Source organism: Rhodopila sp. (genome assembly GCF_965276935.1).
Taxonomy (GTDB): Bacteria; Pseudomonadota; Alphaproteobacteria; order Acetobacterales; family Acetobacteraceae; genus Rhodopila.
The window spans coordinates 1,374,304-1,397,109 of the sequence record NZ_CBDIBS010000004.1 but is presented as its reverse complement, the minus strand read 5'-3'; the positions used below and the strand labels follow the sequence as shown (position 1 = coordinate 1,397,109).

Here is a 22,806-nt window from a genome sequence, read left to right as displayed (position 1 = left end):
GCACTAGCTGCCAACAATTGCCCCGATCTCCACCTCCGAAAAGCCCGCCTCTTGCAGAATTTCCCGCGTGTGCTCCCCTAGCCTCGGCCAGGGCCGATGCACGTTCGGGGGTGACTTCGAGAACCGGGCTGGGATTGCCGGGATCACGACCTTGCCTTCGTCGGGATGATCGTGCGGTTCGAAAAATCCTGTTTCGGTCAAATAATCATCCTTGAACAAATCATCCAGCGTGTTGGCCTTGCCGCAGGGGATGTCGGCGGGACGCAGTTCCGCCAGCCACTCGGCGGTGGTGCGCTGCTGCATCCCTTCAGCGAGCGTCGCGTAGACCGCGTCGATGTTGGCTGATCGCGCCTGGACCGAGCTGAAGCGCGGGTCATCGATCAGCGCGGGGACGCCCATCGCGTCGAACAATTTCCCCCATTGCGCGTTGCTGTGGGCGATGACGCTGATGAACCCATCCTTGGTCTGGTAGGGACGGCGGTGCGGCGTCAGCATCCGTGGGTAGCCCAGGCCCTTTTCTGGTTCGCCCAGCGTGCCGTGCCAGAGATGTTCGACCAACATGAACGACAGGATCGTCTCCATCATCGGAAGATGGATTTCCTGGCCCTGTCCGGTGCGTTCGCGGTGGAACAGCGCCATGCCGATCATGGATGCCAGATAGGTTCCGGTCAGCTTGTCCACCAGCACGGTCGGGACATAGCGTGGCGCTCCATCTGGCCCGGCGTTCAAGGTGGCGACGCCGGACATGCCCTGGATCAGGTCGTCGTAGGCCGGAGACTCCTGCATCGAGCTGCCCTGCCGGAACCCACTAGCCGCCGCGTAAATCAGCTTCGGGTTGCGCGCGGACAGGGTCGGGTAATCCAGGCCAAGCCGCTTCGCCGCGCCGATCCGCATGTTGTGGACAAAGACGTCCGCGCTTTCCACCAGGCGCAGCAGAGCCTGCCTGGCAGCCGGCTTCTTCAGGTCGATCGCCAGGCTGCGCTTGTTGCGGTTGAGATTGGCGAAGTAGCTGCCCATGCCGGGGCCGCGGGATGGACCGATCAGCCGGGTGGTGTCCCCGTCGGTCGTCTCGACCTTGATGACATCGGCACCCATGTCACCCAGCATCTGCGACGCGAAGGGGCCGAGCACAACGGTGGTGACATCGATGACCCGGATGCCGGAGAGCGGGCCGGTGGGTTGCTGCACGTGGTTCCTCCTTGCGGGCGCCGCCGCAAGCTTTGCCGCGGCCAAACCGGTTGGCAATGGCGGCAGGTGTGGCTACGTTTTGCCGATGGTGCGCGGGGGTGAGTGGATGGAGCCGGTGGCGGCGGAGACGAAGGCCGCACGACCGCCGGTCAACCCGCATACCGTGCTGCTGATTGTCGCCAGCGCCATGTTCATGGAGCAGTTGGACGGCACCGTGCTGGCCACCGCCTTGCCGACCATGGCGCGCAGCTTCGGTGCCGATCCGCTGCATATGAACATCGCGCTGACGTCGTATCTGCTGACGCTGGCGATGTTCATTCCCGCGAGCGGACGGATTGCCGATCGCTTCGGATCGCGCTCCGTCTTCCGCTTCGCCATCGGGCTGTTCACGCTGGGGTCGATCCTGTGCGCGCAGGCGCCGACGCTGTGGGCGCTGGTGGCGGCGCGGATGCTGCAGGGCGCGGGCGGCGCGATGATGTCGCCGGTCGGCCGGCTGGTGATGCTGCGGGTGGTGTCGAAGGCGGAGCTGGTCCGATCGATGGCGTGGCTGATGGTGCCGGCGACGATCGGGCCGATCGTCGGGCCTCCGCTGGGTGGGTTCATCGTGACATACCTGTCCTGGCACTGGATCTTCTACATCAACGTGCCGATCGGCATTGCCGGCATCGTCCTGGTGACGGTGTTCATCGACGAGATGAAGGAGCCGACGCGAACGAAGTTCGACCTGCGGGGTCTGATCCTGGCCGGCACCGCGCTGTCATGCCTGATGTTTGGCATCGAGGTCGCCAGCCGCGGGCTTGGGACGCACTGGGGCGTGGTGGCTCTTGTGGGCGTGGGCGCCCTGTCGGCTGGTCTGTATGTCCTGCATGCTCGGCGCACACCTCGCCCGATGCTGGATTTCCGGCTGCTGCGGGTGATGACGTTCCGCATGTCGCTGCTATGCGGTTCGCTGTCGCGCATCGCGGTCGGGGCAATGCCGTTCCTGCTGCCGATGATGTTCCAGCTTGGCTTTGGCATGTCCGCGGTGCAGAGCGGGCTGATCACGTTCGTCAGCTCAATCGGCTCGCTGGCGATGCGGACCTGCGCGCCGTGGTTCCTGAAGCGGCTGGGCTTCAAGCCGGTGCTGACCTGGGTGGGGGCGCTGGCGACGTTCTTGCTGGCGTTGAGTGCTGCGTTCCGGCCGGCGTGGCCGCTGCCGCTGATCTACGCCGTGCTGGTGGCGAACGGGTTTTTCCAGTCGCTGCAGTTCATGGCGTACAACACGATCGCCTATGCCGACGTCCCGCGCGAGGACATGAGCGCGGCCACCAGTTTCTACACGACGTTCCAGCAGATGTCGCTGACGCTGGGCATCGCGTTGTCGGCGGCGGCGCTGGCGGCGTCGATCGCGGTGAACGGGCATGCGGAGCCGCGGCTGGCGGATTTCTCCGCGGCCTTCCTGTTCGTGGCGGCATTGTCGTTCATGGCGCCGCTGCTGGCGACCTGGCTGGATGCCGACGCGGGGGCAGAGTTGTCAGGGCATCGAAATCGGCCGAGCCGGTGAAAAGGGGCTTGAACGAACGGCAGTCGTTCGCGCTGACGGTTGTCAATGTAGAAAGCCGAGACCAAGCCTGAACCGGTACGCCATTTGGATCATGCAATGTATAAAGATCGGCGAAAATGCTCGATATTATGTAGCAGCTACACCAAAATTGTTGATCTTGGTGGAAAGGTATACACAATACCGAGCTATTCTAGTATCGAAGTATTGGTTTAGTTGCTAACCCAGAAGATCACCTTGCCACCAAGCAGGTAGTAGATGGCGGGGAGGAACAGGAAAGCCAACCTGTTCCCACATCCATATCCCTGCCGCCGGGTTGATTGTTATACGTGCCGTATTAACCGTCGAAAGATTGACGCGCCTCTCCTCAAGAGACCATTCAGCAAAGGGTTTCTTGGCCCATATACCGCTGTGCGTGAAGTAACTTCCGGGCTGGCGAATTTTGGGGAAGACTTCTGAGGTAACCCACCTCCGGAACCGTTTAGCTTCGACCTTTTGACTTTTACCAATAAGAGCGAAAAGGCCAGACACGGAGATAATGATAACTTCCTGACGTCCGCCAAGAGCATCGGTAGTGCTGATGCCCTTTTCATCATTATCTAAAGCTTTCATCGTCTCGGCCGTGTTGGTCAGACCAAGAGCCCGACACACGTCCACAGCAACAAACCAATAAAGGCCGTCGATATCTTTTACCCTTACAATGGTATCGCCTTCAAAGATGAAGGGTGTTAAACAATCGGGTGTCATGTTTCGTTAGACCTTTCGAGACGTGATTAAGCTTCCCCGGTGCAAGCGGGGATTGCGTGCACGGCGGCGAAACAAGGCTCTAGCCAGCCTGTTCCGTCGCCGTAGTCTCGACAGCCTCTAGTCCCTTCGAGATCAGGACTTGGAAAGCCGCCGTCCTGCTAGGCATGCCCGCAGCAATAACTCATGCATCAAGGCGCTCGACTTCGTGCCTCGGAAATGCCGCGATCAGTCGGCTTGTTATCTCCGTGCTAGCTTTGCGGGCATAACCAGCAGTCCAACTATTTACTGACGACTCCTATGCTACAGCAGACATGCAACGCTAGGTGTGTGATCTGACCCTTGTCAATGACTTTAATTTAGGGAATTTAGGACTTGATGATGTCACGTCTAAGGTTACATGCTCGTGTGCATGTGAGTTAACAAAGAGGCTGCATGGCTGATAAGGACGGCGTTGAACGGAAAGTCTGGCTTCTGCCGACCGAACTAAGCGAGCGCATAAAAGCGTTCCAGGCATCTCAGGGCATAGCTTCCGAGGTGGAGGCGGCAAGGCGCTTGTTGGACTCGGCCCTTCAGATGCGTGACGCGGTGCCCGACATCTTACGGAAACTGCGTGATCGATATGAAGAGGAGAAAGACTTGAGGGTGTTGGCGAGGGACGTGCTTGTTAACCACGCACTGGTAAGAAGTGTGACTTTTGATGACGACAGTGTCTGGTTTCAATTTCGAGACGAGACCCTTGGAAGGATCGAAAAAGACGGCAAAACATATACGGGATACCGAGACGACCGCACTGATCTTAACTGGGCGTCATATCCCAAACCTACGGACGTTCCCGCACGGCGCTCACGGCAAGGAGGCGGCCCTTCCTGGGACGCTCCCAAGGGTGGCGATCTAGATGATGAGATTCCGTTTTAGAGCTTTCTGATTTCCTGCGGCGGAATAACCTAAATCCGAAGCGGCGCGCCCATTGCCCGCACTGCTGAGCCGGCCTGAACCTAATCTTGCCGAACCCTCAACGTCAGGGTAAGGACGGCTTCATCCACCATCGGTTCCAGTTTCTCGCGAGGTCGTCCATTTGAGCCAGGATCATGCGTCCGGCCCGGTCTCCCGACCCAGTTTTGCCGTGCTGATGGCAGTTCTCGGCATCGTCTATGGCGATATCGGCACCAGCCCGCTGTATGCCTTCAAGGCCAGCCTGCAGCTTTTTGATCCCGCGCATACAACGCCGATCGAGATCATGGGCGTGCTGTCGCTGATCTTCTGGTCACTCATCATTATCGTGACCGTGAAATACGTCTTCCTGGTGATGCGCGCCGACAACCGAGGCGAGGGCGGCATCCTCGCGCTGATGGCGCTGGCGCAGCGCGTTTCCGTCGGCCGGAGCGTGAAGAGCACCATCGCCCTGGTTGGCATCGCCGGTGCCTGCCTGTTCTTCGGCGATGGTGTCATCACCCCGGCGATTTCCGTGCTGTCGGCGGTGGAGGGACTCGAGGTGTCCGCTCCCAGCTTGCAATTCTACGTGCTGCCGATCAGCATCGTCGTCATCGTTCTGCTGTTCGCCATGCAATACCTGGGCACCGGACGGGTCGGGCGGGTGTTCGGACCGATCATGGCGGCGTGGTTTCTTATCATTGGCCTAACCGGGCTGATCGAGATCGTGCCGCACCCGTTCGTGCTGCTGGCGATATCGCCATCCTATGCCGTAACACTTTGCATCATCTACAAGAAGCTGGCCTTCTTCGTGTTGGGCGCGGTGGTGCTGTGCGTGACAGGGGCCGAGGCGCTGTACGCCGACATGGGCCATTTCGGCGCTCGGCCGATCCGCATCACCTGGCTGGTGTTCGTGCTGCCTTGCCTGATTCTGAACTATTTCGGCCAGGGCGCACTGATGATCCGGACGCCGGCGGCGATCACAAATCCTTTCTTCCTGCTGGGCCCGACCTGGCTGCGGCTGCCGATGGTGCTGCTGGCGACGGTGGCAACCGTGATCGCCAGCCAGGCGGTTATCTCCGGCGCGTTTTCCATGGCGCGCCAGTGCATGCAACTTGGCTTCCTGCCGCGCATGACGGTGTGCCATACCTCTACCACCGAGGAAGGGCAGATTTACGTGCCGCAGGTGAACAACGCCCTGGCGGTCGGTGTCGTGCTGCTGGTGCTGGCGTTCAAGACCTCGGATAATCTGGCGTCGGCCTATGGCATTGCCGTGACCGGCACGTTCCTGTGCACGGCGGTGCTGGCGCTAGTGGTATTCCGCCGTCAGTTCCATTGGTCGCGTGCCGCGGCGGTGTCCGTGTTCGGCGCGCTGTTCCTGATAGATACCGTGTTCTTCGCGGCCAACACGCTGAAGATTGTCGAGGGCGGCTGGGTGCCGCTGGCGCTGGGCATCGGGTTGATCGGAATGATGACGTCCTGGAAGCAAGGCCGCGACCTGCTGCTGTCGCGCTGGAAGCAGTCCAGCATGCCGCTGGCTCCATTCCTGGCGCGTCTGCCGCAGTCGCGCATCATTCGCGTGCCTGGCCTGGCGGTGTTCATGACCGGCAACCGCGATTATGTGCCAACCTCATTGCTGCACAACCTGAAGCACAACAAGGTGCTGCACGACAACGTCCTGTTCGTGACGGTCGAGAACGAGTACGTGCCAGAGATATCGCCGTCGCGGCGGGCCGAGGTCTCGGAGTTGGCGCCCGGCATCCACCGGGTGATCCTTCGCTATGGCTTCATGGAAAGTCCGAACATCCCGCGCGAACTGGAAGAGCAGACCGAGAAGCTTGGCGTCCGCGTCTCCCAGGCCAGCTACTTCCTGGGCCGCGAGGTGCTGGTTCCAGGCATGGCGCCGAAATTGCCCTGGTGGCGGCGTGTGCTGTTCCTGTTCATGGCGCGCAACGCCGTACCGGCGACAGAGTTCTTCCGCATTCCCAGCGACCGCGTGGTGGAGCTTGGGGTACGGATCACGATCTGACCGTCGGGCCTCGGGCAAGCCTGGTCGATAGCGGACATCAGGAAAGATGTAGAGCATCAATCAGCGAATTTAATGCGGCGGCCAGGCGTTGTCCGCGTTGCAGCAATATGACACACCACCAGTCAAGGCGATCCCTGGGGCGATCCCTGGCGGAGGCCATCCGAAACAAGCCGGCGCGTGAAGTCGAGCTGAAGTTCACAATTCCCGAGAAGGCGGTCAACGCCATCGGGCACAAGCTCGGGTCCCGCATGGCCGAAGGCGGGCCGCGCCATCGGCATGAGGTCACTACCTACTTCGACACCGACGACCAGGCCCTGTCCCGAATCGGCATCAGCCTGCGCGTGCGCTGCAGCGACGGCGGCTACGTCCAGACACTGAAGGCAAACCGCAAGTATGGCGTCGCGGCCAACCGGGCGGAGTGGGAATGGCCCGTGGACGAAAACAAACCCGACCTGAACCTGGTGGCACAGACACCGCTCGCCGAAAAGCTTCCGTCTGGGCTTGATCTGGTGCCGGTCGTCTCGACGGACATCGACCGGTCGGTCCGCGTCCTGGAACTTGATGATGGCACGCGTGTCGAAGCAGCGCTGGACGAGGGTACCATCGCCGCGGGCGAGGCGCGGCGGCCGGTTCATGAACTGGAACTGGAATTGCGGCAGGGCGATCCTGGACCGCTGTTCCGCTGGGCTCTGGAACTGCATGCGGCCGTTGCGCTGACGATCGAAAGCGAAAGCAAGGCCGAACGTGGGTATCCGCTAAGGAACGACGCCAAGCCGGCGGTACAAAAGGCCAAGGATGTCGCGCTTGAGCCCGCCGTCAGTGCCGCGGTGGCGTTTCGGGACATTGTGACAGCCGCGCTTGGCCACCTGCTGGCCAACCAGCCGGCCGCTCTGTCTGGTGATGCCGAAGGTGTGCATCAGATGCGCGTTGCCATCCGGCGTCTGCGGGCGGCGCTGACGTTGTTTGAGCCGCACCTGGAGCCGCACACCGCGTCCCGCTTCCAGACCGAGCTGCGCCGGATCGGGCGGGTTTTCGGGCAGGCGCGCGACTGGGACGTGTTCAGCCTGCAGGTGCTGCCGGATGCGCTTGATGCCGCCGGTGCGGCGCGCTGGCATGAACTGCTGCGGGCTCCGGCGATGGCGGAACAGGCGGCCGCGCATTGGCGCTTCGCGGAGGAAGTGCGGGCGCCTGGATTTACCGCATTGGCGCTTGGCCTGGCAGCGTGGGTGGAAGAAGGCTTCACGCAACGTGGTCTGTTGGGAGACGCAGCGCTCAATCGGCCGATCGAGGATCTGGCGCCGATCCTGCTCGATCGGCTGATGCGCAAGGTACGCCGGCGGGGCCGTCACATCGGCCGCCATTCCGATGCGGAACGGCATGCGCTGCGTAAATCCGTTAAGAAGTTGCGTTATGGGATTGACTATCTGCGCTGCGTCTACCGGAATGAATCAGTGGATCGGTATCTGCACGCTTGCAAGAAGCTGCAGAAGACGTTGGGCGACTTGAACGACGCGGTGACAGCGACCGCGCTGGCGGACGGTCTCGGCAGGGGCAACCGACCTGATCTTGTGCCGGCGCTCGGCGCGTTGGGCAAACAGCTCGACCAGCAAAGGCAGGACGGAAGACGGAAACTCGCGAAACGATGGAGGATGTTTCGGAACAGGCGCAAATTCTGGAAGTGATGGCCGCGTTCCTGTTGTCATGTATAGCGACAATGACCGTTTAGAGCGGTTTCCGACCAGGTCGCTCCACCTTCAATTCGTCATGGCCGGGCTTGTCCCGGCCATCTTCGCACCAACGGCTGGAGGCGGATGACCGGGACAAGTCCGGCCAAGACGAGTTGGTGCAACGTGATTGCAACCCGCTCTAGAATCGTGCGGCGGCGAGATGTCGTATCAGTTCTTCAGCCCGCTGTCGTCCGGTATGATTTCGTAATGTCCTGGCTCGACCGGCTGATCCGATCGCGACACGCCGATCATCTGGGAATGCCAAAGCCTCGATTACCTCCGCGGTATCGTTCACCACCAGAAGGTCGTGAGCCGGCGTCAGAACATCCTCGATGCCAGGCCATTGATCCGAAAGCACAGGCACGCCGCAGGCGGTTGCCTCAAACAGCCGGACGCTGGGACTGTAGCCGCTACTGATCATGTCGCGTCGCGTAACGTTCAATGTCCAATTCGAGCTTGAGTAGAAGGCGGCATGCTCGGAAGGCGACAGGTGCTCGATCCGCTCGACGTTGTCCGGCCAGGCAATGTCGGCAGGGTATTGCGGTCCGGCAACGACAAACCGCCGTTCCGGCAGCCGGCGGGCCGGTTCGAGCAGAAGCCGATCCAGCGCATCCTGCCGGTCCGGGCTGTAGGTGCCCAGATAACCCAGGTCCCAGCGCTTCGCCGCGCCGGTCGGATGATACAAGGCCGGATCAACCGAGCAATACAGCGGAACGGCCCGACGGGCGTGATACACGTCGCGCAATATTCGCAAGGTCGGGCCGCCGGTGAATGACAGATACAGATCGAACCACGGGATCAGCCGAGGCGTCAGATACGCGACACTGTCGCCGGCCAGACCTTGCACGGTGATCGGCGTGTCGATGTCGTAGAAGCACAGCAGGCCGCGCCGATGCTTGTCCACCCACTCGATGACGGCCAAACCGTCCGGTACGTAGGAGCCGATGATGACCGCATCGGCCAGCGTCACCGCCTCATGATAACGGTCCAGCTCGGCACACGACTGATAGACTTGAAAGTCGCAAAAACCGGGCACCGGCAGATCGCGGTTCGACGCATACCACGGCTGCTCCCGTTCCAGGAACAGCACATCATGGCCGGATTCGTGAAGACCCTTCAGCAGCGACCGGTAGGTGCTCGCATGTCCATTGCCCCACGATGAACTCAGGCTGAGTCCCAGGAAGACAATCCGCATCGACCTTTCACTCCGCGCGCTTGCGCATTAGGCAGTCGCGAAACACTGCATCGGCGAGCGCGGCGCGATGGGCATATGTATGCTCCGCCAGCACACGAAGGCGGGCGGCTTTTCCGATAGCGCGCGCCGCCTCGGCTGACAGCGTGGACATGTAATCCACCACGTCATGCCCGTCACGCGCGACCAGAACCTCCTGACCCGGCGCCAGAAACATTTCGATCCCCTCCCATGCGTCGGTAATCAGGCAGCCGCCGGCGCCAGCGGCTTCGAAGACCCGCGTCGCGGGACAGAACCCGGTGCTTGCCATGTTGTCACGCGCCACGTTCAGCACGGCACGAGCCGACACATTGAATGCGTTGTGGCTGTGCGTCCCGACATGACCGAGCCGGCGGACGTTGGGCGGCACCGAAGCATCGTGCCAGCCGGACCCACCCAGCAGGAACGTCTTGTGCGTCAGGCGAGAGGCTGGTTGCAAAAAGAAGTCCGCGGCGCGCGCCTCGCGATCCGGCATGCGGTTGGCAAGCAAGGACAGGTCCGACGTGAAGGCGGGATCATGCGACACCGGGTAATGCGTTTCGGGATCAAGCGCATTGTAGATCGGCGCGCAGCGGCGGGCGCCGAAACCGGTATAGGCGTCGACCACCGGCACACCGCCGCCATAGGTCAGAACGAGATCCAACGCAGCCAACGACTGCCGGACGAGGTTTGCCGGGTCCGCACGCATCTCCGCCAGGGTCGCCGGCGCATCGACATCCCAGAACACGCGCAAGGCGTCCGGTCGGGCGGATGCGATCGCGCCGGTCAGCAAGGCGTCGTCAAATACGCCGACACCGCTGGCCTTGACAACGATGTCGGCTTTCGCCGCCTCGGCCAGCACGCCACGGACCGCATCGGCTGTCGCGGGATAAACCCGGACAGACGCCCAGGACGGGGGACCGATGTCCCGGTGCGACTGCCGGTCGAACGCGTCAGGTTCATAAAACGTGATTTCGTAGCCAAGCCGAGCAAGGGCCGCGAGGATGCCACGGTAGTATGTTGCGGCGCCATTCCAGTAGGACGACAGCAGGCTGGAGCCGTAGAACGCAATGCGCATCAGGCCGCGCCTTGCACGTTCAGGTGCGCGACGGTGGCGAGCAGTTCATCGACCCGATGCGCACAGGTGTGGCGCGCGCGGATCGTCTCCAGCCCATGCGCGGTCATGGAGTGGCGCAGCCCCGCGTCCGCCGCGACAGACGCCATGTGCGCGCGCATTTCGTCGGGCGTCGCGGCCTGCAGGTAGTCGATGCCTGGGCGGAACAGATATTCCATGTCGTTCCACGGCGCGCAGATCAGCGGGATGCCGCAGGCGAGGGCCTCGAACACGCGGATGGTCGGAATTCCGGCCAACTGGGTGGCATAGGCACGCCGAGGAATATGCGCGGTCATCAGGTAGCGGGCGAAGACATCCGGCACCCGCGCATTGGGCAGCCAGCCACGGTAATGGGCACCGGCTTGCGCCAGCCTCGCCTGAGCGTCCTGCGGATAACGCACACCGTAGACGTCTAGCTTAAGGCGCAGATCCTGAACTGGGTGAAGCAGAAAATCCGATAGTTCCTGGCTGCGTTCCTCATCGCCCCAATTGCCGACCCATACCACGTCCCGGCGGTCTTCAACCTCTGTTGCCGGCGGATGGAACAGCCGCGTATCCGCTGCTTCATGCCATACGAAGCAGCGGGCGCCCCAGCCGGCCTCGCGATAGACCCGCGCCAAGGTTTCACCGAACGCCAGGACGCCGTCAAACGCCGAGAGATCCAGGCGACCGATAGCCTCAGGGTCGGTTACCGCCCGGTGGTGCGTGTCGTGGAACAACAGCACGAACCGGCCGCCCCGTGCCCTGCGGCGGCCGATGGCTTCTATCAGCGCCGGATCATTCCATTCATGCACCAGAACCACATCCGCGCTGTCCAGCATGGCATCGAGGTCCGGCGTCAGGAAGTCGGCATGCGCAAGCAATTCAGCATCGACCTGGTCGGCGTTCTCTCCGGCTTCGCGCAGCAGGTTCATCCGGCTCCAGCCGTCCACGGGTTCGTAGCTATGGACATCATGACCACGATGCAGCAGTTCGCGTAGCACGCCGCGCAGGAAATGCGCGTTGCCGTTGTTCCAGCAGGACATCAGCGAGTGGGTGAAGTAGACAAACCGCATGCTCAGGCCGCGGTCCTGACGCGGGCGGTCAACCGGTCATGGATTGCCCATGTGGTGTCAGCCATCCGCATGGAATCGTAGCAAGCGGCACGTGCAAACGCGCGCTTGCCATACTGGATATACGCGGCTGGATCTCGAAGCAGGCAATCGAGTTCCGCGGCGATACGCTGTGGCTGGTCCGGCGGGACGAATATCGCGGCGTCATCCCACAGTTCGTGGAACGTGGGAATATCCGAGAGCAGCAATGCGCAGCCGGCCTGCGCCGCTTCCAGCACGGCCAGGCCGAAGGGTTCATAAGACGAAACCGAAACAAAAACGGCGGCGCGGGCAAACTCGTCAGCCAGGCAAGCGTCATCCAGCGGTCCCAGCGTTCGCAAATGGCGGAACGTCACGCGCGCGCCGGATGGGCCGGTGTCTGGTCCAGCCGCCAGTACCGGCCAGGCGAGTGCCGCGGCCGCTGCGTCCAGAGCGGCGATATTCTTCCCCTCGTCCCAGAGCCGGCCAGCACATAGTGCCTGGCTCCGCCGCTGACCCGTTCCGCTCATCGGCGTCCGCCCATTCAAGACGACCTCAATCGGTCGTGCGGTACGGTAGCACGCGCGTAGCGCCTCGGCGAAACTGGCGCTGGGTGTCACGACGACATCGGCGCGGGCGAGGCCGACCCGCGTCGCCTCGCTTCGCCAGGCCAGATCGGACGGCAATGGACCGTCCCGCACCGCTTGCCACCATGTTCCGACGCAGGAATGCACGACCGCGACCACGGGCACCGGCCATGACGCATCGCCGACCAATGCCGGCGCATGAAGCTGGACCGTATCGGCATCGACTTGGCGCGCCATCGCGGCAAGCACGTTGGCGGCGAAGTCAATTTCGTCAGGCGTTTCAGCAAGCCAGTCCAGCGGAAGCCCGGTTTCAAACAGCCGCAGACCTGGAATGGCAGCGGCTTCCCGACGTTGCGCGGGTCCAGGTGGCGGGCCCAGCACCGCCAACACGATCTCGATGTCCCGCGCCGCGAAACCCCGCGCGACTTCCATCGAATAGCGCCAGACACCACCCACCGCATCGGTCGTCAGCAGGATGCGCTTCAGCAAACCATGTCCTCCAGCACCGCCAAAGGCAGCGGACCGGATCCCTGGATGTCGCTGAAGACCTCGAAGTTGCCGAGGTAATGCGCATGCGCGCGCTCCCAGGCCTGATCGTCCGGATTGCCCCACAGGCGACGGTAATCCGGCGAACTCGGATAAGGGTACATCGGCACCGGATCGTTGGCCCAGACACCGCGCGCGCGCAACTGATCACGCCAGGCGGCGATCATGTCCATGTCGTCGCCCGGTGACCGGATCAGATTTGCCTGGACGAAGGGAATGGCCTGGCGCGCCAGCACCAGCCGTTCCGTCAGTTCCTCGGTCGTCATGCGGCAGTTCTTGTCGAGGGCGGCCCTGCCTTCCGGCGTCAGGCTTTCAATGCCCGCCTCGATCGAGACGCAGCCGGCCGAACCCAGCAGCGCGATCATGTCGGGTTTCCACAGGTCGATCCGCGTCTGCACGCCGAACTGGATGTTCCTCTCGCGCAACGCCTGCAGCAGTGGGCGTTGCGGCAGGAAGATCTCATCGATGAAATACAGGTATCCTACGCCCTGGCTGATCAGCCCGTCGATCTCCGCCAGCAGCAAGGGAAGGTCGCGACGGCGGTAGCTGTCGCGGAAATCGATCTTGGCGCAGAAGCTGCAGGCATAGGGACAGCCACGTGATGCCTCGACCTCGGCGCCGGGTACATCGGATGATGTATCGAAGCGGTGATGGTGATGCCGATGGCGTTGCACCCAGGCGTCTGGCCAGACCAGCGGCGGCGCATCGGTGAAGCGGGCGGCCACGGGTGGACCGTTCACCTGGATCTCGCCGTCGGCGGCACGCCAGGCGGCACCGGCGACCGCGCGCGGCGAACCAGCATCCGCCAGGGCGACGATCGCCTGCTCGCATTCGCCGCGCAGCACCACGTCCACGTCGAGTTTGCGCAGCGTCGCTTCAGGGGTGGAAGATCCGTGTGGGCCGACCGCCACGGTCAGCGTGTCAAGCGCGGCCAGGCGGCGAACCATGTCGCGCGGGACCCGCAGTTCCGGCGGTGCACAGCGCCAGAACAAATAGGTGGGTGCTGTCGTGACCACCGTCATGTCAGGCTGAAACGCCTGCACGGAAACCGCGAGCGCCGCCGCATCCAGGGCGTCGAGCATTCCGTCCAGCAGCAGAACGTCGTGTCCATTGTTCTCAAGCAACGTTTTCGCGTAGCCGAGTTCCAGCGGAAGGTGCGGCTCCTGACAGCCGAAATAGATGCTGTGATCGAAGCGCCAGGCGGGATTGATCAGCGCGACCTTCATGCGACGACCCGGCTGGCGGAGCGGGAAATCTTGGCCCGACTGGTGAAAGACCGGACCAGCGTGGTCAGGCCAGCGCGCCACTCACGCGGCCGGGGCAGGTCGATCGCGCGCCTGATCTTGCGTGTATCGGATACATAATAGCGTTGATCGTTCGGGCGCCATGGCGCGAACCGCAGGTCGATCGGCTGACCCGTCAAATCCCCGATGTGCTTGATCAGTTGCAGCAGGCTGACGGCGTTGTCCGGGCCGCCACCGAGGTTGAAGGCCTGACCCGACACGCGGCCGATGTTGCGCCAGGCCGCGACATAGGCGTTGACCGCGTCATCAACGAACAGGATGTCGCGCACCTGCCGCCCGTCGCCGTAGATGCTGATCGGCTGGTTGGCCAGGGCGCGCAACACGAAGTGGGCGACCCAGCCCTGGTCCTCGGTGCCGAGCTGTCGCGGGCCGTAGATACAGCTCATGCGCATCACCGAGGTCGGGACACCAAAGCTGCGGGTGAAATCCAGCACGTATTGATCGGCCGCGCCCTTGGAGCAGCCGTAGGGCGTGCGAAAGTCCAGGCTTTGGCTTTCGTCGCAGCCGTGCGCGTACATCGCGGCATCCGCCGGGCGCCAGGCACCGGCGGGACAGACCAGGTCCAGGTCCTCCATCGCGCCATAGACCTTGTTGGTGCTGGCGAAGATGCAGGGCTGCTTGTCGCGGCGCAGGGCATCCAGCAGATTGAAGGTGCCTTGCAGGTTGACCTGCATGTCGTCCGCCGGGTTGGCCATGCTGGTGGTCACGGCGACCTGCGCGGCGAAGTGGAACACCGCGGCGGTTTCACGGACAACCTCGGCAAGCGCCGCCTTGTCGCGGATATCGCCGATGACGCAAGCGATACGGCGCGGGTGACGCTCCCGCAGCCAGGCGGCATTCTCTTCGACGCCGGGACGGGCGAAGGAGTCGTAGACCAGAACGTTTTCACCTTCGCTCGCCAGGCGGTCGGCCAACGCGCTGCCGATGAAGCCGGCGCCCCCGGTGATCAGGACGGGCGACTTGCGGCCCACCACCGCGACACTGCGGTTGAGGCTTGCCAGGCCGCGCACCGCGGGCAGCCCTTGTTGCAGCAGCCGGCCCAGGAGCTTGGCCCGACCGTCCGCATGGTGAAGACCAAAATGGTAGTGCCGGACATCGAAGTTCAGGCCCTGCTGCACCGGGATATCGGCCGGCAGATCGCGCAACCCATACCAGTAGATGCGGTCGGCCGGCGCATCCATCGCCTTCAGAAAGGCGCCCACCTGCTGCGCCGGATCGTCACGCCAGGTCGAATAGCCGGTTTCCGTGATCCAGATTTCCAGGCTTGGGTTGAAGGCGTGAACGGTAGCCCGGACATCGGCCAGCACATCTTTCCATTCGCCGGGCCAGGTGCCGCCTTCGCGCGAATCCCAGGTGCCGGGAAAGCCATGGATGCCAACGGCATCAACCACGTTCAATATGCCGCGCCGCCCCATCAGCCGCAGCCAGTTCGTATCTGTTGGGCAAGGACCGCCCAAGACCACGCACTTGTGCCGCTGCCGCGCCCAGAACGCCGCCGCTCCGATCATGGTGCAGAACTTCATCCAGTCGGGGTCGAGCCGCCAGTCCCAGTCCAGCAGGTTGTTCGGTTCGTTCCACAGCTCGATGGTGTCGAAATGATCGCCGTGTGCAGTGATGATGGCGTCGACAAAGTCGGCAAACGCACGGAGGTTCCGGGGAGGACCGGAGGTGCGGCCGCTTTCGGACAGGAAAGGCGGCGTGTAGTGGACACACGGCAGCAATTCAAACTGGCTACCAAGACGTTTCAACAACCAGTCGTACCAGGCCTTGCCGCTTTCGCCATGATAGTCCGCCCAGGACAGGTGCGTTCGCAGCCGATTGACCCCCAGGGCCTGCAGCGCGATGACGCATTCTTCCACCAGGTCATGATCGCCTGGGCGAAACCACTGGACAACGCCGAGCGTGCTTGGGTCTGAAGGAGCGGTGCCGGGCATCCCGGGCTTGAGGCTCATGCGACCAGTCCCCGCACCTCAAGCTCGCGTCGGGCTTCATCGACGCGATGGACGGTTTGCTGGCGGCGCACCCAGTCCGCCAGTTGCGGTATGCTGTCGGCGAAGGTGCGGCGGGGGACGTAGCCAAGTTCGCGGCGGGCCAGGCTGATGTCGCCAAAGCAATGACGGATGTCGCCGGCACGCGCCTTGTTCAGCAACGCCGGGCGCAAGTCGCTGCGTCCCATGGCCGCGGCAATTTCGGTCGCGACCTCATTGATGGTGACGGGCCGCCCGCTGCCGATGTTGAAGGCATCGCTGACGAGCTCTGGCGTTTCCAGCGCCAGCACGAACGCATTGGCGACGTCCTGCACATGAACGAAGTCACGCCGTTGCAGGCCGTCTTCAAACACCTGAGGGGCGTGGCGGTTCAGCAGGGCGGACGCGAAGATGGCCAACACGCCCGTATAGGGATTGGACAATGCCTGGCCCGGCCCATAGGCGTTGAACAGCCGCAACGCCACCGCCCGCATGCCGTAGGCCGCGCCGACGGTCAGGATCAGGCGTTCCTGCACGAACTTGGAAATGGCGTAGACCGACGCCAGCGCCTGACGCTTCGTCTCCGGTGTCGGCAGCGGCACCAGCGGGCGGCCTTGCCGGTCGACCGGATCCCAGCTTCCCGTCTCCCGCCGCGGGCGGCGAATGACGTCCTCGATCAGGTTGCCGTCGGCGTCGCGATACAAGCCTTCGCCGTATATGCTCATGGAGGAGGCGACTACCAGACGGGGAACCGGATGCGCCAGCAGGGCCTGCAGCAGGACAGCGGTGCCAAGATCATTGGTGGCGACGTAGCGGTCGACCGCATACATGCTTTGCCCGACACCAACCTCGGCTGCCAGATGCACGACCGCATCGGCGCCGTGAACCGCTTTGGCAACGGCATCTGGATCGCGCACGTCGCCGATCATCAACTCGACATCATTCAGCACCGGGTCCAGCGGCTGGCCGTCATGCACTTGCGGCAGCAGGCAATCCAGCACCCGGACCCGATAACCGCGCGACAGCAAGGCAGCGGAAAGATGGCAGCCGATGAATCCGGCGCCTCCCGTAACAAGAATACAAGACATAGCGGCGGCCCCCGGCGAATTTTCATCCGCCGCCAAAATGTTGAGAGACGGGTCGGGAACATAAACGAGGTGAAAGGCAAGTCTCGTTCATTAACGCTGCCTAATCCGCCGCGTTCCCGTCACAATGGGTTGATGAAGAAGAACCCTTGCAGGTCGCGCAGGGGCGAGCGCATGACCTGCGTCTACAACTGTCTAGCGGCAGCCGTCCAGCGGCAGCCGATCAGTCGGAGCGCTTAACAAACTTGAAGAACCGGCTCTCGCTTCCGTCGGCTGTCTTGTCCTGATGCAGAAACGCCAGCTTGCGATCCTCGAACGTGTCAAAGAACTCGGTCCAGTCTACATCCTCCAGCTTGTCGGCGTGACGGAACTCGATGCGCAAGATGCCCTCGCCATCCTCGCCCTCGGTTCCCTTGACAACCGCCGGACGGCCCTTCCGGCTTTCCACCCAGTTCCGGATCGTCTTGTGATCGGTGGTGGTGGCTGATGAACTCATTGTATCCTCCGCGAAAGAAGCCGTCTGGAGCAAGCCCGGCCTGAACGCACGCCGCTGATGCTTTGCTTCGCTGTCTCGATTTGTTGATGAAGCCGCGGCACGGAAAAGTTTTTTTGCCGCGTGAAACGCCGTGCGGAATCCGCTGTTGAGCACGACAGCGACAGCGCCGGGAACGGCCATCGCCTGCACGTGACAGTCTGTCGCGTGCAACGCCAGTTGCTTGCGAACAACGGAGAGAAACCCCGATGGGTCTGTTTACCACGCCGATCAAGACGCTTGACGACCTGTTCGTTCATACGCTGCAGGACATTTACTACGCCGAGAACCAGATCGTCAAAAACCTGCCGACGATGATCGGCAAGGCCAGCAATCCGGAACTCAAGGCCGCGTTCCAGAGCCACCTGACGGAGACCGAGGGGCATGTCAGGCGGTTGGAGCAGGTGTTCCAGATGCATGGCCAGCCGGTGAAGGGCGTTGACTGCGCCGCGATGGACGGCATTCTGGAAGAGGCGAAGGAGATCATCAGTGACTGCGGCAGTGCTGATGTCTGCGATGCCGCGATGCTGGCAGCCGCCCAGGCGGTCGAGCACTACGAGATGACCCGTTACGGCACGCTTGTCGCCTTCGCTCGACAGCTCGGCCGCGCCGATTGCGCCGCTGTCCTGCAGCAGACGCTGGAAGAGGAAAAAGCGGCGGACAAGAAGCTGACCACGATCGCCGACAGCCGCGTCAACCAGATGGCGGCCTGAGCTGTCCGCCATGGTGCCGGCTCGCCGGCACCATGGCATTACCTGGAGCTTGTCATGAAAGCAGTTGTTTGGCACGCCATCGGCGATATTCGTCTGGATGAGGTGCCGGAGCCCAAAATTGAACAGCCGACGGACGCAGTCGTCCGTCTGACCGCATCAGCCATCTGCGGCACCGATCTGCATTTCGTTCGCGGTACATTCAGCGGCATGAAGCCAGGCACGATCCTGGGCCACGAAGGTGTCGGCGTTGTCGAGCAAGTCGGCGCCGACGTGCGCAATTTTGACGTCGGGGACCGGGTGGTGATCTGCTCCACCATCGCCTGCGGCACATGCAGCTATTGCCGCGCGGGGTACTACGCGCAGTGCGACAACGCCAACCCGAACGGACCTTCGGCGGGAACCAGTTTCTTTGGCGGGCCGGCGGCGACCGGCCCGGTCAATGGACTGCAGGCCGAGCGGGCGCGGATTCCCTTCGCGGCGGCGACGATGGTGAAACTGCCGGAGCAGGTCAGCGACGATCAGGCGATCCTGATCTCCGATATCTTCCCGACCGGCTGGTATGGCGCGGTGCTGGCCGAGGTCAGCAACGGCGATACGGTCGCGGTGTTCGGTTGCGGGCCAGTCGGCCAGTTCGCCATCGCCAGCGCGATCCTGCAGGGCGCCGGGCGGGTGATCGCGGTGGACAAGCATGCGGACCGTCTGGCGATGGCGCGCCGCCAGGGCGCGTTCACCGTCAACTTCGAGGCTGAAGATCCTGTCGAGACCATCAAGAAGCTGACCGGCGGCGTGGGCGTGGATCGGGTCATCGATGCGGTCGGCGTGGATGCCATGCACGCGCATCACGGGCCGGCGGGTGAGGCAGCCGCGCAGCAGGCTGAAACCTTCAAGCAGGAGGTTGAACAGGTTGCGCCGGATAGAAATCCACGTGACGGCAACTGGGTTCCCGGCGACGCGCCAGGGCAGGCGTTGCGCTGGGCGGTCGAATGTATCGCCAAGGCCGGGACTTTGGGCATCATCGGCGTCTATCCAACAAACGATGAATCGTTTCCAATCGGTCAGGTCATGAACAAGAACCTGTCGGTCAACGCGGGCAACTGCAATCACCGCGCCTATATTCCGCAGCTTATCGAAATGGTCAGGATGGGACGCATCGACCCGTTGCAGGTGCTGACCAAGGTCCAGCCGCTGACCAACGTGATCGACGCCTATGAACATTTCGATCGCCGGGAAAGCGGCTGGATCAAGACCGAATTGAAACTGGCGCAGGCAGCGGAATAGTCCGCCGGCCTTCAACCACGAGAGCTGACAGGTGTCGCATGCCCAACGATCCAACGAAGGTGCATCCCCAGCCGCCACAGCCGGCGCAGTCACAGACGCCGCCCGGCACCACGGAAGCGATGACTCCGGCGCCCGATCATGGCGAACACTCATACAAGGGATCGGGTCGGCTGGCCGGCCAGGCCGCCATCATCACGGGCGCCGATTCGGGTATCGGCAGAGCGGTGGCCATTGCCTTCGCGCGGGAAGGCGCGGATGTGCTGGTCGCCTATCTGGACGAGCATAAGGATGCCGAGGAAACCGCGCGTTGGGTGGAGCAAGCCGGGCGTCGCGTGGTGCTGCTGCCAGGCGACATCTCGGAGGAGGCACACTGCAAGTCGGTGATCGCGCGGGCGGTGAAGGAGTTCGGGCGGCTGGATATCCTGGTGAACAACGCGGCCATGCAGCGAACCCACGAGGACATCGAGGAGATCAGCGCGGAGGAATGGGACCAGACGTTCCGCACGAACATTCATGCCCAGTTCTATCTGTGCAAGGCGGCGGTGCCGCACATGAAGCCGGGTGCGGCGATCGTCAACACGTCATCGGTGAATGCGAAGACGCCTTCGCCGACCTTGCTGGCCTATGCGACGACGAAAGGGGCGATCGCGAACTTTACCGCCGGGCTGGCGCAGATGCTGGCCAAAAAGGGCATCCGGGTGAACTGCGTGGCGCCCGGACCGATCTGGACGCCGCTGGTAGCGTCAACCATGCCGGAGGCGCAAATCAAGAGCTTCGGGACCGCCACGCCGCTCGGTCGCGCCGGACAGCCGGCTGAACTGGCGCCGGCTTATGTGCTGCTGGCATCCGGCGAAGCGAGTTACATTTCGGGCGCAATGCTGCCGGTGACGGGCGGCCGCCCGATGCTTTAGGAATGAGGATGGCTGAAACTGGAGGCGGACCAACGTCACTGTATAGGGCGCCAAAGCCCGGCCGTAGCTGGCAACGATTGATCCGGTGCCTGCCCCCAAGGTCCAGCGCATCCTGTGATGAACGTAGGGGATAAGCAGGACGTCAGCTTGGTCGCAGCCAATCGCCAGCCGAACCGGTCACGAATGAAATGGGCCGGCTCGTCATGCCTACTTCGGTCGCGGACCCTGCGATTCCAGTCTTGGGTTGCGATCGCCGCTTTTGACCGTCTGCTCCACCGCCGCGTCGCCGGTCTTGGGTGCGGTTTTATCCCGTTGCCCGGGATGAGTGCTGCGGGTTCCACCGGGATCAACGCCCTCGACCGGGTCGTTGCCAGATGTCTTGCTGGAGGTGTTATGGAAGATCGGATCTTTGGTCATGAGCCCTGGATCGCATGAGGCAAGCCATTGGTTTCAGCCGTGCGCTGCAATTGATCGTGTATCCAGCGAGAATAGGCTCGCCATCGCGGAACCGTGTGGTGCCTCGGGCGCGGCACCGCAAAAAACTTTTGCCGACCAGCCGCCGTTGTGGATCAGCGAGAAACGACGGATGAGCCATCATGGCTGAGATGAACGACACCGGGGTCAGGCGGTATCCCGCCTGCGCGCTGGCCGAACAGTCGTTACGGGCGGAGCAGGAAGCCGACGCGGAAAGTGCGGAAACGCTTCTCGCGCAGGCTGACAGGATCAATCCGGGCGAAACGATCGAGGTGCTGCGACAATGCGGCTTCCCGTGATGCCCCCTTCGGACCTTATCGGTGAGCAGCGGCTGAACGCGTTCGACGTTCCGGTTCCCGAGTCCGATGCCTGATACCACACCCACCCGCGTTGTTGTCATCGGGGCGGGCTTCGGCGGCCTTTCGGCCGTGCGGGCGCTGCGGCGAGCCGACGCCAGCATCACCCTGATCGATCGCGAGAACCACCATACGTTTCAGCCGCTGCTGTACCAGGCGGCGACGGCGGCGCTTTCGTCCTCCGACGTGGCCTGGCCGATCCGAAGCCTGGTCCGCCGGCAGCGCAACGTCCGCGTGGTCATGGCCGAGGTACGCGGGATCGATGTCGGCGCCCGTCAGGTGCGGACCGACGGGCCGAATTTTCAATATGATCATGTGGTGCTGGCAACCGGCTCGACGCACTCCTACTTCGGCCATGACGAATGGGCGGCGTTCGCGCCGGGGCTGAAGCGCATCGCCGACGCCGCCGCGATCCGCCAGCGCATCCTGCTGGCGTTCGAGCGCGCGGAACTGGCCGATGATCGCGCCGAACGCAGCCGCCTGCTGACCTTCGTCATCATCGGCGGCGGCGCGACAGGGGTCGAGATGGCCGGCGCGATCGCCGAGATCGCGCGCGACACGCTGCGTCATGACTTCCGGTCGATCGATCCGGCGAACACGCGCGTGGTGCTGATCGAGGCCGGGCCCCGCCTGCTGGCGACGCTGCCAGAGACGCTGTCGCATTACGCCGAGACGGCGCTGCGCCGCATGGATGTCGATGTGCGCCTTGGGGTGCAGGTCACCGGGTGCGACGCTGGCGGTGTGGACACGCAGGCGGGCCGGGTGGACGCGTCCACACTGATCTGGGCGGCGGGGGTGCGCGCCTCGGCCGCGGCATCATGGATCGGGGTGACGCCTGACCGGCACGGGCGCATTCCGGTGACGGCCGACCTGAGCGTGCCGGGCCATCCGGAAATCCATGTCATTGGCGATACCGCGGCGGCGCAGCAGCCGGATGGCGGTCCAGTTCCCGGCGTGGCGCCCGCCGCCAAGCAGATGGGCCACTTCGTGGGCCGCCGGATCGCGGCGCTGCTGGCCGGCAGGTCGGTTCCGGCGCGGTTTCAGTATCGGGACCAGGGGGAACTGGCGACCATCGGACGCAAGTCGGCGGTTGTCCGGATCGGCCGGGTGAAGCTCACCGGCTTGATCGCGTGGCTGTTCTGGAGCGTCGCGCATATCTTCTTCCTGGTCACATTTCGCGACAGGGTGGTGGTTTCGCTGACCTGGGCATGGAACTACGTGACGTTCCAGCGCAGCGCACGGGTGGTGACCCGGCCGGATGATTAGGCGGACGGTCCGTTCCGGCATCATGGTTCAACGCCTCTGGTCGATCTCATCGCCTGGCGCGATGGCATGAACACCCCCCTGGCGCGATGGCATGAACAATGGACTGTGACGGATACAGGTGGAAATCGACGCTGCACCGGCGCTTAAGCCGGCACGTGGGGTGGTTCACCGACATGAATCATGCAAGGCACTTCGGAACCCGTCGCGGAGCCTACCGTTATCGGCTGGCCCA

At 63.2% G+C, this 22,806-nt stretch carries 20 protein-coding genes; 9 read left to right on the top strand and 11 right to left on the bottom strand.

Features of this window, described 5'->3' with window-relative positions; all coding sequences use genetic code 11:
* Positions 1-3: 3 nt before the first annotated feature.
* Positions 4-1,188, bottom strand: a complete 1,185-nt coding sequence (locus tag ACQY4S_RS22730; RefSeq protein ID WP_428487474.1) for a CaiB/BaiF CoA transferase family protein — start codon at positions 1,186-1,188, stop codon at positions 4-6.
* A gap of 85 nt (positions 1,189-1,273) precedes the next feature.
* Between ACQY4S_RS22730 and ACQY4S_RS22725 the strand changes: the two genes are divergently transcribed.
* Positions 1,274-2,731, top strand: a complete 1,458-nt coding sequence (locus tag ACQY4S_RS22725) for an MFS transporter (RefSeq protein ID WP_428487473.1) — start codon at positions 1,274-1,276, stop codon at positions 2,729-2,731.
* Positions 2,732-2,947: 216 nt separating this feature from the next.
* Here ACQY4S_RS22725 and ACQY4S_RS22720 read toward each other — a convergent pair whose 3' ends face one another.
* Positions 2,948-3,475: a BRO-N domain-containing protein gene (locus ACQY4S_RS22720; protein ID WP_428487472.1), complete on the bottom strand. Its 528-nt coding sequence runs from the start codon at positions 3,473-3,475 to the stop codon at positions 2,948-2,950.
* A 432-nt stretch (positions 3,476-3,907) separates the two neighbouring features.
* Here ACQY4S_RS22720 and ACQY4S_RS22715 point away from each other — a divergent pair, with 432 nt between their 5' ends.
* The 3 genes from ACQY4S_RS22715 (at position 3,908) to ACQY4S_RS22705 (ending at position 8,116) form a co-directional block, all read left to right on the top strand.
* Positions 3,908-4,390: a hypothetical protein gene (locus ACQY4S_RS22715; protein ID WP_428487471.1), complete on the top strand. Its 483-nt coding sequence runs from the start codon at positions 3,908-3,910 to the stop codon at positions 4,388-4,390.
* Positions 4,391-4,604: 214 nt separating this feature from the next.
* The gene (locus ACQY4S_RS22710) at positions 4,605-6,434 is read left to right on the top strand and encodes a potassium transporter Kup (RefSeq protein ID WP_428488477.1); all 1,830 of its coding nucleotides are present in this window, start codon (positions 4,605-4,607) and stop codon (positions 6,432-6,434) included.
* 107 nt (positions 6,435-6,541) lie between these two features.
* On the top strand, positions 6,542-8,116 hold the full coding sequence (locus ACQY4S_RS22705) for a CHAD domain-containing protein (protein ID WP_428487470.1): 1,575 nt from the start codon (positions 6,542-6,544) through the stop codon (positions 8,114-8,116).
* A 184-nt stretch (positions 8,117-8,300) separates the two neighbouring features.
* Here the strand turns inward: ACQY4S_RS22705 and ACQY4S_RS22700 are convergent, their stop codons facing one another.
* The 8 genes from ACQY4S_RS22700 to ACQY4S_RS22665 all read right to left on the bottom strand — a co-directional run bounded on the left by ACQY4S_RS22700 (position 8,301) and on the right by ACQY4S_RS22665 (position 17,540).
* A complete protein-coding gene (locus ACQY4S_RS22700; RefSeq protein ID WP_428487469.1) occupies positions 8,301-9,356 on the bottom strand; it encodes a CgeB family protein in 1,056 nt (351 codons plus the stop codon).
* A 7-nt stretch (positions 9,357-9,363) separates the two neighbouring features.
* Positions 9,364-10,449, bottom strand: coding sequence for a CgeB family protein (locus tag ACQY4S_RS22695; RefSeq protein ID WP_428487468.1), 1,086 nt, complete (start codon positions 10,447-10,449; stop codon positions 9,364-9,366).
* On the bottom strand, positions 10,449-11,540 hold the full coding sequence (locus tag ACQY4S_RS22690) for a CgeB family protein (protein ID WP_428487467.1): 1,092 nt from the start codon (positions 11,538-11,540) through the stop codon (positions 10,449-10,451). Before ACQY4S_RS22690 ends, ACQY4S_RS22695 begins: the two co-directional genes overlap by 1 nt.
* Positions 11,541-11,542: 2 nt before the next feature.
* Positions 11,543-12,631, bottom strand: a complete 1,089-nt coding sequence (locus ACQY4S_RS22685) for a glycosyltransferase family 4 protein (protein ID WP_428487466.1) — start codon at positions 12,629-12,631, stop codon at positions 11,543-11,545.
* Positions 12,625-13,914, bottom strand: a complete 1,290-nt coding sequence (locus ACQY4S_RS22680; RefSeq protein WP_428487465.1) for a TIGR04295 family B12-binding domain-containing radical SAM protein — start codon at positions 13,912-13,914, stop codon at positions 12,625-12,627. The genes ACQY4S_RS22685 and ACQY4S_RS22680 overlap by 7 nt, the downstream gene beginning before the upstream one ends.
* A complete protein-coding gene (locus ACQY4S_RS22675; RefSeq protein WP_428487464.1) occupies positions 13,911-15,944 on the bottom strand; it encodes an SDR family NAD(P)-dependent oxidoreductase in 2,034 nt (677 codons plus the stop codon). Before ACQY4S_RS22675 ends, ACQY4S_RS22680 begins: the two co-directional genes overlap by 4 nt.
* A complete protein-coding gene (locus ACQY4S_RS22670; RefSeq protein WP_428487463.1) occupies positions 15,941-17,047 on the bottom strand; it encodes an NAD-dependent epimerase/dehydratase family protein in 1,107 nt (368 codons plus the stop codon). Before ACQY4S_RS22670 ends, ACQY4S_RS22675 begins: the two co-directional genes overlap by 4 nt.
* 220 nt (positions 17,048-17,267) lie before the next feature.
* Positions 17,268-17,540: a hypothetical protein gene (locus ACQY4S_RS22665; protein ID WP_428487462.1), complete on the bottom strand. Its 273-nt coding sequence runs from the start codon at positions 17,538-17,540 to the stop codon at positions 17,268-17,270.
* A 245-nt stretch (positions 17,541-17,785) separates the two neighbouring features.
* Between ACQY4S_RS22665 and ACQY4S_RS22660 the strand changes: the two genes are divergently transcribed.
* Genes ACQY4S_RS22660 through ACQY4S_RS22650 form a run of 3 tightly spaced genes read left to right on the top strand, consistent with a single transcriptional unit; the run spans position 17,786 to position 20,478 of the window.
* On the top strand, positions 17,786-18,289 hold the full coding sequence (locus ACQY4S_RS22660; RefSeq protein WP_428487461.1) for a ferritin-like domain-containing protein: 504 nt from the start codon (positions 17,786-17,788) through the stop codon (positions 18,287-18,289).
* Positions 18,290-18,343: 54 nt separating this feature from the next.
* Positions 18,344-19,567, top strand: a complete 1,224-nt coding sequence (locus ACQY4S_RS22655; RefSeq protein ID WP_428487460.1) for a zinc-dependent alcohol dehydrogenase — start codon at positions 18,344-18,346, stop codon at positions 19,565-19,567.
* A gap of 38 nt (positions 19,568-19,605) precedes the next feature.
* Positions 19,606-20,478 (top strand): SDR family oxidoreductase, encoded by an 873-nt coding sequence (locus tag ACQY4S_RS22650; protein WP_428487459.1) that lies wholly within the window; start codon positions 19,606-19,608, stop codon positions 20,476-20,478.
* A 207-nt stretch (positions 20,479-20,685) separates the two neighbouring features.
* On the opposite strand, the gene ACQY4S_RS22645 is transcribed toward ACQY4S_RS22650, so the two are convergent.
* Entirely contained in the window at positions 20,686-20,895 is a 210-nt protein-coding gene (locus tag ACQY4S_RS22645) for a hypothetical protein (protein WP_428487458.1), read from the bottom strand.
* Between the two features lie 179 nt (positions 20,896-21,074).
* Between ACQY4S_RS22645 and ACQY4S_RS22640 the strand changes: the two genes are divergently transcribed.
* Together ACQY4S_RS22640 and ACQY4S_RS22635 are read left to right on the top strand one after the other, a co-directional pair.
* Positions 21,075-21,251, top strand: coding sequence for a hypothetical protein (locus ACQY4S_RS22640; protein ID WP_428487457.1), 177 nt, complete (start codon positions 21,075-21,077; stop codon positions 21,249-21,251).
* A gap of 66 nt (positions 21,252-21,317) precedes the next feature.
* Positions 21,318-22,574 (top strand): NAD(P)/FAD-dependent oxidoreductase, encoded by a 1,257-nt coding sequence (locus tag ACQY4S_RS22635; RefSeq protein ID WP_428487456.1) that lies wholly within the window; start codon positions 21,318-21,320, stop codon positions 22,572-22,574.
* The last annotated feature ends 232 nt before the right edge of the window (positions 22,575-22,806 follow it).